The sequence below is a fragment of the Enterobacter cloacae complex sp. IR5402 genome (genome assembly GCF_049238125.1).
GTDB classification, from domain to species: Bacteria; Pseudomonadota; Gammaproteobacteria; order Enterobacterales; family Enterobacteriaceae; genus Enterobacter; species Enterobacter hormaechei_C.
This window is the reverse complement of the sequence record NZ_JBMKHO010000016.1, coordinates 92,767-103,891: the sequence shown is the minus strand read 5'-3', so window position 1 is coordinate 103,891 and position 11,125 is coordinate 92,767. Positions and strand designations below refer to the sequence as shown.

At 53.3% G+C, this 11,125-nt stretch carries 9 protein-coding genes; 6 read left to right on the top strand and 3 right to left on the bottom strand.

The features are described 5' to 3' along the window. Positions 1–275 precede the first annotated feature (275 nt). Positions 276–1,229 carry a nickel/cobalt transporter gene (locus ACOTXL_RS20480; RefSeq protein WP_045350744.1) on the top strand — a complete coding sequence of 318 codons (954 nt, stop codon included), beginning with the start codon at positions 276–278 and terminating at the stop codon, positions 1,227–1,229. A 33-nt stretch (positions 1,230–1,262) separates the two neighbouring features. Here ACOTXL_RS20480 and proP read toward each other — a convergent pair whose 3' ends face one another. Continuing rightward, positions 1,263–2,765, bottom strand: coding sequence for a glycine betaine/L-proline transporter ProP (gene proP, locus ACOTXL_RS20475; protein ID WP_003860199.1), 1,503 nt, complete (start codon positions 2,763–2,765; stop codon positions 1,263–1,265). Between the two features lie 646 nt (positions 2,766–3,411). On the opposite strand from proP, the gene kdgT reads away from it, so the two are divergent. After that, on the top strand, positions 3,412–4,404 hold the full coding sequence (gene kdgT, locus ACOTXL_RS20470; RefSeq protein WP_003860201.1) for a 2-keto-3-deoxygluconate transporter: 993 nt from the start codon (positions 3,412–3,414) through the stop codon (positions 4,402–4,404). Positions 4,405–4,441: 37 nt separating this feature from the next. Here kdgT and ACOTXL_RS20465 read toward each other — a convergent pair whose 3' ends face one another. Together ACOTXL_RS20465 and crfC are read right to left on the bottom strand one after the other, a co-directional pair. Continuing rightward, positions 4,442–5,320, bottom strand: a complete 879-nt coding sequence (locus ACOTXL_RS20465; RefSeq protein WP_045350745.1) for a diguanylate cyclase regulator RdcB family protein — start codon at positions 5,318–5,320, stop codon at positions 4,442–4,444. Then, complete coding sequence (gene crfC / locus ACOTXL_RS20460; protein ID WP_023324027.1) at positions 5,317–7,671, bottom strand: clamp-binding protein CrfC; 2,355 nt, start codon at positions 7,669–7,671, stop codon at positions 5,317–5,319. The genes ACOTXL_RS20465 and crfC overlap by 4 nt, the downstream gene beginning before the upstream one ends. A 591-nt stretch (positions 7,672–8,262) precedes the next feature. Here crfC and ACOTXL_RS20455 point away from each other — a divergent pair. The 4 genes from ACOTXL_RS20455 (at position 8,263) to phnD (ending at position 11,111) form a co-directional block, all read left to right on the top strand. Further along, complete coding sequence (locus ACOTXL_RS20455) at positions 8,263–8,598, top strand: zinc ribbon domain-containing protein YjdM (protein WP_003860206.1); 336 nt, start codon at positions 8,263–8,265, stop codon at positions 8,596–8,598. 80 nt (positions 8,599–8,678) lie between these two features. After that, positions 8,679–9,110 carry a VOC family metalloprotein YjdN gene (yjdN, locus tag ACOTXL_RS20450; protein ID WP_045350748.1) on the top strand — a complete coding sequence of 144 codons (432 nt, stop codon included), beginning with the start codon at positions 8,679–8,681 and terminating at the stop codon, positions 9,108–9,110. Between the two features lie 173 nt (positions 9,111–9,283). After that, positions 9,284–10,072 (top strand): phosphonate ABC transporter ATP-binding protein, encoded by a 789-nt coding sequence (gene phnC / locus ACOTXL_RS20445; protein WP_032608263.1) that lies wholly within the window; start codon positions 9,284–9,286, stop codon positions 10,070–10,072. 22 nt (positions 10,073–10,094) lie between these two features. Beyond that, the gene (gene phnD, locus ACOTXL_RS20440; protein ID WP_045350749.1) at positions 10,095–11,111 is read left to right on the top strand and encodes a phosphonate ABC transporter substrate-binding protein; all 1,017 of its coding nucleotides are present in this window, start codon (positions 10,095–10,097) and stop codon (positions 11,109–11,111) included. Positions 11,112–11,125 lie beyond the last annotated feature (14 nt).

Sequence of the window (11,125 nt, the reverse complement as noted above, 5' to 3'; positions counted from 1 at the left end):
CAACCCTGATTTTCAGGATTTTTTCTCTTCAGCCGACCGGGTTATCTGTGAAGTGATTCACATCCGCCGTGTCGATGGAGGCGCATTATAGGGAGTTCCCGAGCGACCGCAACAGAAAAGTTGCAAAAAAATGACTGATTGCTGTATTCCCCAGCAAAACCCCGCCTTATACCTTTTTACGCACAGACTTATCCACAATCCATTGACGATCCCGGTGTGATCCAGCGATTTGAACACTATACTAGCGGCAAATATTTCTCTCGCGGGTCAACCTCATGACGACACAACGACTTCAACGTGACTGGCGTCTCCCAACTGCCGGGCTCGCCGTGCTGGTGTTACTTATGGCAGGTTTTGCACTGCATGAGCACTGGAATGCTTTTATTCAGTGGTGCCTCGCCACCCAGATCACCCTGCACCGTTATCTGGTGATGTATTTGCTGCAACTTAATAATCATCAGTACAGCGGTGGGCTGTGGTTGTTAACCGGTGCGTTTCTTTATGGTGTACTCCATGCCGTTGGACCGGGACACGGCAAATTCATCGTCACCACGTATCTCACCACCAATAAAGAGAGCCAGCTCGCGGCGCGCGTCGTACCGTTTATCGGTAGCCTGATGCAGGGCGTCAGCGCAATCGCCTTTGTCTTTATCCTGGCGGTTGGATTGAACCTCGCGTCAGGGGATATCAGCACCAGCCGTTGGTACGTCGAGAAAATCAGCGCCCTACTGATTGCCGCCTTCGGTGCATTTATCATTTATCAGGCGCTCAGCAGCCTGCGTCCGCGCAAAATGGCGATTAGCGCCATCAAGCCGCTTCACCAGCATAATGAACATTGTGGCTGCGGCCATCACGGCGTAGGGGTGGATCTGGCTAAAAGCGACTGGAAAAACCGTCTGGGCGTGGTGCTGGCCATAGGCGCACGCCCGTGCAGCGGGGCAATTATGCTCCTGATGTTCTCGAATGCGCTCGGCATTATTAGCTGGGGGATTGCTGCTGTGATGACAATGTCGCTGGGCACGGCGCTGTCGATTATGGGGCTGTCGCTGGCAGTACGTTACGCACGTGAACGCACAGTAGCCTGGTTTGGTGGCGGCACGTCCCTGGACTGGATAATGCCGATGGTCAAAATTGCCGGAGGGGTTGTTCTGATACTGTTCGCGACGGTCCTGTTCCTGACGGTGATCCCTGTCAGCGCTGGCGGCGACTACATCGCCGCAGGATGCTAATAAAAGAAAACCCGCCAGCGGCGGGTTTTTTTATCACTCGTTAATTCTCGGATGCTGGTCAACCAGGCGAGAACGTTTTTTCTGGAGCGCCTCGATCTCTGCGTCAATATCTTCAATCTTCTGCTCTACATTATCGTAGTGCTCACGCAGGATCTCTTTCGCTTCCTGAATATCAGACGCCGCAGGCGTTGCCCCTTTCAGGGGACGATTCGCCGTCTCCTTCATGGTAATACCGGTAATCAGGCCGACCACCGCAATGACCATCAGATAGTAAGCAGGCATCATCAGGTTCTGCGTGCTCTCCACCAGTGAAGCAGCAAGTGTCGGCGTCAGGCCCGCAATCAGAACGGAGATATTAAAGGCTGCCGCCAGCGCACTGTAGCGAATATGCGTCGGGAACATTGCCGGCAGCGTAGAAGCCATAACCCCGATGAAGCAGTTGAGGATCACCGCCAGCATCAGCAGACCGGCGAAAATCAGCCCCAGCACATTGCTGTTAATCAGAATAAAGGCCGGAATTGCCAGTGCGAACAAGGCGACGCTGCCGAGAATAATGAATGGCTTACGGCCAAAGCGGTCGCTCAACAGACCCATAATCGGCTGCACAAACAGCATACCTACCATGATGGCGATAATAATCAGCACACCGTGGTCTTCCGAGTAGTGCAGGTTATGCGACAGGTAGCTCGGCATGTAGGTCAGCAGCATGTAATAGGTGACGTTGGTGGAAATCACCAGACCAATACAGGTCAGCAGGCTGCGCCAGTGTTTGGTCGCAATCTCCTTGAACGACACTTTCGGGCCATCCTGTAACCCTTCACGGTCACCCTGCTCCAGCTTTTCAACGTGCTGCTGGAACGCAGGCGTCTCTTCCAGGGCGTGACGCAGGTAAAGCCCAATGATGCCCAGCGGCAGCGCCAGGAAGAACGGAATACGCCAGCCCCAGTCAAGGAAGTTCTCTTCACCCACTACGGTTGAGATCAGAACGACAACCCCCGCGCCCATGACGAATCCGGCAATCGAACCAAAGTCCAGCCAGCTGCCCATAAAGCCGCGTTTACGGTCCGGAGAATATTCGGCGACAAAAATCGATGCACCGGTATATTCGCCGCCAACGGAGAAGCCCTGCGCCATCTTACAGATCAACAGCAGAATCGGCGCCCATATACCAATAGTCGCATACGACGGAATAAGGCCGATACAGAATGTACTTATCGACATGATGACAATGGTAATAGCCAGGATTTTCTGGCGACCATATTTATCACCCAGCATGCCGAAGAAAAGACCACCAAGAGGGCGAATCAGGAAGGGAACGGAGAACGTACCCAGCGCGGCAATCATCTGCAAGCTGGGATCGGCACCGGGGAAGAACACTTTACCAAGTGCATAGGCCACAAAGCCGTAAACACCAAAATCGAACCACTCCATCGCATTACCGAGCGAGGCCGCTGTAATCGCTTTGCGCAGTTTCGCGTCATCAATAATGGTGACATCGCGCAGCGTGATGGGTTTTACTTTTTTCCTTCTAAGCATAGCTTTCCTCGTAGACTCAGCCCCGTCCGTTTCACAGCGCATTTTGCAAGCTGTGAACCAGAGATCCGCTCCATGCGAATCTCCTTATTCAAGCGTAGCAGGTTTACTTACATTGACGTTTTACCTCAATACAACCGAACCTGTTGACGCCTGTCTGGGCAGTTAAAGACCTTTTTACCCTACCAGCGTTTATATATGTGATCAACTTCACATATATTTTTCCTGTTCGTAAGATGCCTTCAGCTTTTGTCAATTCACGATAAGTAAGGTCATTCTCAACCCCCTTATCAAACAGATCTTAACGCCCGTTATTATTCATTCCCAAACAAAATACAATCACATTTCTTCACAGCGAATTTACACAAAATTTAATTATTAATCGTGGGCAATCCTGTTTCCATTCAATATGTGACGGAGATAACTAAAACATCGTTTCGTTTTCATTGAATCGCAATTCCAAAGATCGCATGATAAATCCGAACACGATATCTCAGCGGCTTTCAAATGAAGGAATACTGAACGCCTTAATTTCACTTTACAGCATAAGTAACGAATCGATTGGCCTCTAAAAAGGCAATCATTTGAATTTGTTGATCTATTTTTTGAGATTTCCGCCAGCCACGCGGGCGAGATGTGAGGGTTAATGATGAAGATTAAAGCAACTATAGAACGCATCCCGGGCGGGATGATGCTGGTCCCGCTGGTACTTGGCGCGATATTAAATACGCTGGCCCCGAATACCGGTGCTTATTTTGGCGGTTTTACAAAAGGTATGATCACCGGAACGGTACCGATTCTGGCAGTCTGGTTCTTTTGCATCGGCGCATCTATTAACTTGCGTGCAACAGGTACGGTATTACGTAAATCAGGGACGTTGGTCATTACTAAAATTGCGGTCGCCTGGGTTGTTGCCATGATCTGTGCGATGTTCATTCCGGAGAATGGAATTCAGACTGGCTTCTTCGCCGGATTATCCGTTCTGGCCATTGTCTCAGCAATGGATATGACCAACGGCGGTCTCTATGCCAGCCTGATGAATCAATATGGCACCAAAGAAGAATCGGGCGCGTTCGTGCTGATGTCCCTGGAGTCGGGTCCACTGATGACGATGTTGATTCTGGGTTCTGCTGGCCTTGCCTCCTTTGAACTACACCATTTTGTCGGGGCGATCCTGCCGTTCCTGATTGGTTTTGCGCTGGGTAACCTCGATCACGATCTGCGCGATTTCTTCAGCAAAGCCACCCCGGTACTGATCCCGTTCTTCGGCTTCGCGTTGGGCAATACCATCAACCTGAACGTAATTCTGGAAACCGGCCTGCTGGGTATTGTGCTGGGTGTTGCCGTCATCGTCATCACGGGTATTCCGCTGATTATTGCAGACCGCGTCATCGGGGGCGGCAACGGAACCGCGGGTGTGGCCGCCTCTTCGGCCGCAGGCGCTGCGGTAGCCAACCCGGTGATTATCGCCCAGATTAACCCGGCCTTTGAACCCGTAGCCGCTTCCGCCACGGCTCTAGTTGCCGCCAGCGTGATTGTGACGGCAATTCTGGTCCCTATCATCACGGCACTGTACGCCAGACGCTTTGGGCATGTGCCTGAGTCCCGGACAGAACATGAAGCGGTAGAAATGCACCACTAACCCTTTCGCCCCCCCTCTTTAAAAAGAGGGGGGGCAATCACGTACCAAATATCTCTTCCACCATGCCATCCACAAGCCGTTTTGCCGAACAGAGTCTTGTCATCCCCAGCGCGACCGTTTGCCAGCTCTGCGTCACTGACCAGCTCACCGGATGTTTTTCCGCCTGACACCAGTCCCCCAGCCAGCCCAGCATATCTTTATAATCAATCAGACCGGGAGAAGCGGGCGTCGTCAGCCACTGATGGTAAAAATGCCGGGTGGTGGGAGAAGCATTAATCTCCTGTGCCAGATAATTTGCGGCCATGCTGCGCAGGTTATCTTTCAGCATGGCCGCCACATCACTATTCGCCAGACGACAGGCATCGCCAAACGCCCCCCAGCGCAACTCTTCCAGCACGATAAAGCAGCGGCCAGCCAGCGACCAGCCGTCATACTGCCCGGCTCGCCAGCGGGTAAAAATTTGCTCGCTGTGCTCACCCGCCTGAACCGTAAGACCGCGCTGCGCGAGCGCTTTCTCTTTATAGGCGGCACGCTGGTTGAAATGTGCGGAGAGCTCCTCGTACTGTTGCAACAATCCGGGAGGTTGAGGGAGGCGTGGATTCACCTGCTGGCGCAGGGCTACCAGCCTGTCGGACATACGGGTCAGCGCAAGGTGTCCGGGGTCGAGCATACCGGCAAGTTTCTCCGCCAGACCCAGCCGCAGTGCTGCATTTTCGTTGAGCATTCCCGCCATTGCCCACGGCCGCAGCCGGGTCTGCGTAATGATCTCCTGCGTCAAACGCTCACGAAATTGTAGTTGCTGTGGCCCCAGGAGGGCGTGACGTGCAGCATCCGCCCCCTGGACCAAATCGACCATAAATTTTGGATGAATACACTCCAGCGTCCGCCCGGGACCGTCCAGTAGCTGTGTTGTCATGGTTGCTCTGCCGCGAATAAGGTTTGAATATCATCGCGTAACAGTCGGGTATCTTCCTGAATCCACGCCGCAGTGGTCATACTTTGCTTCAACAACTGGCTAAGCGCCCGGGTTGAATGCTCATTCTGCTGCCGAACGGCAAGGCTATCACGCAAGCTTTCCTGTAACCCGGTCAGGCACAACGAAAACTCTGCAAAGAACGTTGCCATACCTGCCGTAACAGAGACATCGACCTGCGCGGCCAAAGCTTTACGAATTTGATCGCAAAACTGATCGGTATGTTGCGTAAATTTGCCATGAAGCTGAGCGATGTCGATGACATAGCGTGTGCGCGTCACGACATACTCCTCCCAGCCCCAGCCGGGATTATTGAGCCAGCGCGAGACGGTATTACGTACGCTGCCTGCCCCTGCTGGCTGACTGGCGGGAGGGGTGTCCTGCACAATGGCATCATTAAATAACCCGCGCGTATTGAAATTAAGCTGGTTTGCCTGAAACGCCGGGAAGCTAATCCGCGCCCGAAATCCGGCATGACTGAGCTGTTCCTTAATTCGCGTCTCGATGGGTCGCATCGCCTCATTCAACGATCGGGCGAGCGTAGACTCCAGCTGATCGAAGCGTAACGCCAGCTCCCGGCCAATTCTGCTCTGCGCATTCAGCATAATCTGCTCGCATGACGATCGGATCTTGCTCAGGACAATCTGCGCCTGCCCTTCATCGTCAAGCACCAGCTGCTGGATCGCATCCGCGTCGTCTTCACGCAAACTGGATGGCTCGCGGCCTGCTAAGTCAAGAATAGACGGGCGGCTAAAAATGTCGCCCAGCGCCTGGTGAAGTTCATCTTTCTGGCGAAGCAGAAAAGCATCCGTTGCGTTGAGCGCCTCTTCAACTTCATGCTGGACCTCATCGCTCACCACGCTCTGCCGCTGACGCAGCATCGTCATATCCTCTTCCAGGCGCGCAATATTCAGCTCCAGCTCATCAAAAGCGACCGTCAGTCCCTGATGGCGAAAGTCCAGGTATTCTCTGGCATTTTGCGCATAGTTCAGCAGCTTATGCGATGCCGACCGTAAAGCGAACAGTGAGGCGTTGGCGTAAGCCGCGTAAATCAGTTTGCGGATGGGCTGTTCGAACAGCGAATCCTCCCACAGCAGATCCGCCGCATGGCGAATATGGCCAATATCGTCCAGGTCGGCCGTTCGCCAGCGGCGGCCCAGCGCGGCCTCGGCAAAATCCTGTACCCAACGCTGATCCTGATGATCGGGAAGGCGCCCATGGACGTTCATCTCATAGCGGGCGCGGTTTGCCAGATAGGCCCACATGGAAGAGACCGGATAAATTTGCCCCGGAGAAATATTCCCTTTCATCAGCGTGCCGGAAATCATCGCCCGCACCTGCTCTTCATCGTCGCTATTACGATCTTTCTGATCGAATTTGTTGACCAGGGCGTAAAGCGGCACGGATTTCCCGGCAGCCGAAATTGCCTGACGAACCTCAGCATCAGAAATGGATTTAAGCTGGGTGTAGTCCATCACCGCCAGAACGGCGGAGGCGCGCGCCAACTGCTCATTGAGCATTTTTTGCAGGTGCGGCTGACCGGCCTCGTTCGGCCCCGGCGTGTCGAGCAGCGTCAGTTGCCCCAGGTGCGCATCCAGACCGGCGAGATGCACAAACTCCACCTCAATCACCGGAATATGTTCAATCGCGGCATACTCAGAGAACGGAAACTCCACGCCCAGCGCCTGAGAAAGCCGCACCAGATCGTTCAGGCTTTTCAGACAATGAAAGATGGGCTCCGCGCCCAGGTGATGTTTTTCAAACGCCTCACCTCTTTCTATGCGCTCCAGCAGCGTATTCATGTCCTTGTCGATTTCCAGACGCCGCGCCAGCTTGCCGCGATCTTTATCGCACAGTTTTTTCTGCAACTGGGTAATCAGGGTATCGATGGGCGAAACGTGCAAAAAATGCAGCACCGGCTCCTTCTGGCCCGGCGTATGGCGGATCAGCGTGGGAAGCGCCGTCATCGGACGATTGCGGTTCGGCAGCACTTCCGTGCCCACAATCGCATTAATGGTGGTCGATTTTCCCGCTTTCATGGTACCCACAATCGCCAGTACCATTTCGAGGCGGGTTATTTTGCGTAATTCATTATTCAGCATCGCCTGCTGAGCGTCGACACCTCGTGCGCTAAAATGCAATGGCAAAACGTTGTTATTAACGCCGCTCATGGCAGCGGTTGTGCTATCCAGCTTTGCAATCGGCATAGATTTTAATGAATCAAGATTGTTCAGAGCGAGCTGTAACAAACGTTCAGCTTCCTGGCTTAATTCAAATATGGTCTGTGTGTGCATGATAAAAGCCTTCCCTTAACGCAAATTTATTACTTTTATTAAGCCACGATGTTTTAATTATACTTTTCAGGCTTATATGATCACGTATGGAAAACATGTTCATTTAATACAACTAACTGAAGATAATGAGAATTTAAAACCCACCCTCGTAATACGTGTAAAACATCCCCTGGCCAGAAAGCCAAAAGTGAATAGACAAAACGCATTTTCAGGAAACATCAGGATATATCATCGTTATTTACCCACCAAAAAAGAGAGGTATTCCCTGACGCCAAAAGATGTATGTCGTCAGAGGAGGGTAGATAAATAACGGCTTGTTGCTTCACCTTATCCGAAATGGCACAGCGTAGCAATTTGCTGTAATAAAATATTCGATACATTTAGCATGATTACGATCTCTGCCGTTCAGGGCATACGCTTCCCTTAATTCACTGACAGTTCGTGTCATCGCTTGCGCATTTATGCGCTATTTTTATAAAACAATATCACCGACAAAAGTGGGGATTTGCGTTATACTCGCTGCCTTTTTCGGCACACTGCCGTCATTTAGCTGGCGTTTTCCAGCGTGTTAACACTTTTGAGGATACCCACATGCAACTTCCACACTGCCCGAAATGCAATTCTGAATACACCTATGAAGACAATGGCATGTTCGTTTGCCCGGAATGCGCCCATGAATGGAACGATGCGGAGCCTGCGCAGGACAGCGATGCGCTGATCGTGAAAGACGCGAATGGCAACCTGCTGGCAGACGGCGACAGCGTTACCGTTGTGAAAGATCTTAAGGTAAAAGGCAGCTCCTCCATGCTGAAGATCGGCACTAAAGTTAAAAATATCCGTCTGGTTGAAGGCGATCATAATATCGACTGCAAAATTGACGGCTTCGGTCCGATGAAACTGAAATCTGAGTTCGTGAAAAAGAACTGATTGTCCCGCCCGGTGACGCTTCGCTTACCGGGCGTTCGGGAACTACACTTAACGGGCTTTTCTTACGTGAGGTAAAGATTATGCCGTTAAGTCCCTACATCTCTTTCGTCGGCGACTGTGCGGAGGCGACGGCCTTCTATCAGCAGGCCGTCGGCGCAGAACTCCTCTACAAAATCACCTTCGGCGAAATGCCCAAAGACGAAAACAGCGAAGAAGGCTGTCCGTCAGGCATGAACTTCCCGGATACCGCCATCGCCCACTCTAATGTCCGCATTGCCGGCAGCGATATCATGATGAGCGATGGTCTGCCACCCGGTAGCAGCACGCAGTACGCCGGATTTACGCTGGTGCTCGACACGCAGGACGTGGATGAAGGCAAACGCTGGTTCGACAACCTCTCTGATGGCGGCAATGTCGAAATGGCCTGGCAGGAGACTTTCTGGGCGCACGGATTCGGGAAAGTCACCGATAAATACGGCGTGCCGTGGATGATTAACGTCGTTAAATCATAGGCCGCATAAGCGCAGCGCATCCGGCAACAGCGCCCGGTCGCGCTGCGCTGGCCGGGCCTAGGGTGATTGTCATCAAACTCCCCTCAACTCTTCAAACTCCCGCAACCAACACTTAACCTGAATGTCATATTGATGCGCCAGCATGAGGCCACATTTATCGTGAGGCCGGGCACATGCAAACTGTCATTCGCGTCGAGAAACTGAGCAAAACCTTCCATCACAACAAGGCGCTGCATGCCGTTGATCTGACCGTCCAGCAGGGCGAAATGGTGGCGCTGTTGGGGCCGTCTGGTTCAGGTAAATCCACCCTTCTTCGTCACTTGAGCGGCCTGATTACCTGTGACAAAACGCCGGAAAGCCGCGTCGAACTGCTGGGGAACACCGTGCAACATGCGGGGCGTCTGGCGAGCGATATTCGCAAAAGCCGCGCTCAGACGGGCTATATCTTTCAGCAGTTCAACCTGGTGAACCGCCTGACCGTGCTCGAGAACGTGCTGATTGGCGCGCTCGGCAGCACCCCGTTCTGGCGCACCTGCCTGCGCTGGTTCTCCCTATCCCAGAAGCAAGAAGCCTTACAGGCGCTGACCCGCGTCGGCATGGCGCATTTCGCCCACCAGCGCGTCTCCACGCTCTCCGGCGGACAGCAGCAGCGCGTCGCCATTGCCCGCGCCCTGATGCAGAAAGCCAAAATTATCCTGGCCGATGAACCTATCGCCTCGCTGGATCCGGAGTCCGCCCGCATCGTGATGGAAACCCTGCGCGACATCAATCAGAACGACGGCATCACCGTGGTGGTGACGCTGCATCAGGTGGATTACGCCCTGCGCTACTGCGAGCGCATCGTCGCCCTGCGTCAGGGACATGTGTTCTTTGATGGCGCAAGCCACCAGTTTGATAACGAACGTTTTGACCATCTCTACCGCAGCGTAAACCGCGTCGAAGAGCGCGCGCAGGCTGCATAACGACCCATAACGAGGAATGGAAATGAGCTATAAAACGGTTGCCGCGCTGGCCTTCACCAGCATGTTCAGCATCAGCACCCTGTTAAGCCCGGCCCACGCCGAGGAGCAGGAAAAAGCACTGAACTTTGGCATCATTTCGACAGAATCACAGCAGAACCTGAAACCCCAGTGGGAACCGTTCCTGAAAGATATGGAAACCAAACTGGGGATCAAAGTGAACGCGTTCTTCGCCCCGGATTACGCGGGCATCATTCAGGGAATGCGCTTCAACAAAGTCGACATCGCCTGGTATGGCAACCTCTCTGCTATGGAAGCGGTAGATCGCGCGAACGGCCAGGTGTTCGCCCAGACCGTTGCGGCAGACGGCTCTCCGGGCTACTGGAGCGTGCTGATCGTTAACAAAGACAGCCCGATCAACAACCTCAACGACATGCTCGCCAAACGCAAAGAGCTGACCTTTGGTAACGGCGACCCGAACTCTACCTCCGGCTTCCTCGTCCCTGGCTACTACGTCTTCGCGAAAAACAACGTCTCCGCCAGCGACTTTAAGCGCACGGTTAACGCCAGCCACGAAACCAATGCCCTGGCCGTGGCGAATAAGCAGGTTGACGTTGCTACCAACAACACTGAAAACCTCGACAAGCTGAAGACCTCCGCGCCGGAAAAGCTGAAGGAAATCAAGGTTATCTGGAAATCACCGCTGATCCCGGGCGACCCGATCGTGTGGCGCAAAAACCTCTCCGAGAATACCAAGGACAAGGTCTACGACTTCTTTATGAACTACGGCAAAACGCCGGAAGAGAAAGCGGTTCTGGCACGTCTGGGCTGGGCACCGTTCCGCGCGTCCAGCGATTTGCAGCTGGTGCCGATTCGCCAGCTGGCGCTGTTCAAGCAGATGCAGGGCGTGAAGGACAACAAAGGCCTGAAGGACGAAGAGAAAACCAGCAAAGTGTCGGAAATTCAGGCGCAGCTGGACGATCTTGACCGCCTGACCGCCGCGCTCGGCGCCATGACCAGCGTGAATAAAGCGGTGCAGTAACGCCTTTCTCCCTC

Excerpts from the sequence above, each read along its gene's own strand:
- crfC (WP_023324027.1), bottom strand. The coding sequence starts at position 7,671 with ATGCACACACAGACCATATTTGAATTAAGCCAGGAAGCTGAACGTTTG.
- kdgT (WP_003860201.1), top strand. The coding sequence starts at position 3,412 with ATGAAGATTAAAGCAACTATAGAACGCATCCCGGGCGGGATGATGCTG.
- ACOTXL_RS20465 (WP_045350745.1), bottom strand. The coding sequence starts at position 5,320 with ATGACAACACAGCTACTGGACGGTCCCGGGCGGACGCTGGAGTGTATT.
- phnD (WP_045350749.1), top strand. The coding sequence starts at position 10,095 with ATGAGCTATAAAACGGTTGCCGCGCTGGCCTTCACCAGCATGTTCAGC.
- ACOTXL_RS20480 (WP_045350744.1), top strand. The coding sequence starts at position 276 with ATGACGACACAACGACTTCAACGTGACTGGCGTCTCCCAACTGCCGGG.
- ACOTXL_RS20455 (WP_003860206.1), top strand. The coding sequence starts at position 8,263 with ATGCAACTTCCACACTGCCCGAAATGCAATTCTGAATACACCTATGAA.
- proP (WP_003860199.1), bottom strand. The coding sequence starts at position 2,765 with ATGCTTAGAAGGAAAAAAGTAAAACCCATCACGCTGCGCGATGTCACC.
- phnC (WP_032608263.1), top strand. The coding sequence starts at position 9,284 with ATGCAAACTGTCATTCGCGTCGAGAAACTGAGCAAAACCTTCCATCAC.
- yjdN (WP_045350748.1), top strand. The coding sequence starts at position 8,679 with ATGCCGTTAAGTCCCTACATCTCTTTCGTCGGCGACTGTGCGGAGGCG.